Source organism: Nonomuraea sp. KM88 (assembly GCF_052245635.1).
Classification (GTDB): Bacteria; Actinomycetota; Actinomycetes; order Streptosporangiales; family Streptosporangiaceae; genus Nonomuraea.
In genome coordinates, this window is record NZ_JBQQCC010000064.1 from 1 (window position 1) to 1,369 (window position 1,369).

Genomic DNA, 1,369 nt, shown 5'->3' on the forward strand with positions numbered 1-1,369 from the left:
ACGGCGGCGGCGACGGCGGTGGACACGTCGGGGTGGAAGACGCTCGGGATGATGTAGTTGGGGCCGAGCTCCTCGGGCGTGACGACGGCGGCGAGCGCGCCGGCGGCGGCCAGCAACATCTCCTCCGTCACGACGGACGCCTGAGCGTCGAGCAGGCCGCGGAAGACCCCCGGGAAGGCCAGCACGTTGTTGATCTGGTTGGGGTAGTCGGAGCGCCCGGTGGCCACCACGGCGGCGTGCTCGCGGGCGTCGTCGGGCGACACCTCGGGCTCGGGGTTGGCCAGCGCGAACACGACCGGGTCCTTGGCCATCGAGGCGATGTCGTCGCCGGTCAGGATGCCGGGGGCGGAGACGCCCACGAAGACGTCGGCGTCCTTGACCGCGCCCCGTAGGTCGCCCGCGTAGCCCTCGGCGTTGGTGTTGTCGGCCATCCAGCGCAGCGAGTCGTCGAGATCCTCGCGCCCCTTGTGGACGGCCCCGAGGTAGTCGCACACGATCACGTTGCGGGCGCCCGCCGCCAGCAGCAGCCGCAGCACGGCGTAGCCGGCCGCTCCCGCGCCCGCCATGGTGATCTTGACGTTCTCGATGTCCTTGTCGACCACCCGCAGGGCGTTGGTGAGCGCCGCCAGCACGCAGATCGCCGTGCCGTGCTGGTCGTCGTGGAAGACCGGGATGTCGAGCAGCTCGCGCAGCCGCCGCTCCACCTCGAAGCAGCGGGGCGCGCCGATGTCCTCCAGGTTGATCCCGCCGAACCCGGGCGCGATCACCTGCACCGTGCGGACGATCTCGTCGACGTCCTGCGTGTCGAGGCAGATCGGCCAGGCGTCGATGCCCGCGAACCGTTTGAACAGCGCCGCCTTGCCCTCCATGACGGGCAGTGCCGCCTCGGGCCCGATGTTGCCCAGCCCCAGCACGGCGGAGCCGTCGGTGACGACCGCCACGGTGTTGCGCTTGATGGTCAGGCGCCGCGCGTCCTCCTTGTTGCGCGCGATCGCCATGGACACCCGCGCCACACCCGGCGTGTAGGCCATGGACAGCTCGTCGCGGTTGCGCAGCGGCACCTTCGACACCATCTCGATCTTGCCGCCGAGGTGCATGAGGAAGGTGCGGTCGGACACCTTGTGGATGACGACGCCCTCGACCGCCTCGAGCTGGTCGACGATGGCCTGGGCGTGGTCGGTGTCCCTGGCGGCGCAGGTCACGTCGATGCGGAGCTTCTCGTGCCCCGCGTTGGTGACGTCGAGGGCGGTCACGACACCCCCTGCCGACTCTACGGCGTGCGTGAGCAGGCTCACGGCCTTGCCGCCTGCGGGCACCTCGAGGCGCACGGTGATGGAGTACGACACACTGGGGACGGTCGCCACGTCAA

1 protein-coding gene is annotated in these 1,369 nt (G+C 70.6%); it reads right to left on the reverse strand.

Going from position 1 to position 1,369, the window contains the following annotated elements; genetic code table 11:
• Positions 1 to 1,364: NAD-dependent malic enzyme (locus tag ACTWPV_RS49660; protein WP_347650955.1), on the reverse strand; the 1,364-nt coding region annotated here is incomplete at its 3' end.
• Positions 1,365 to 1,369 lie beyond the last annotated feature (5 nt).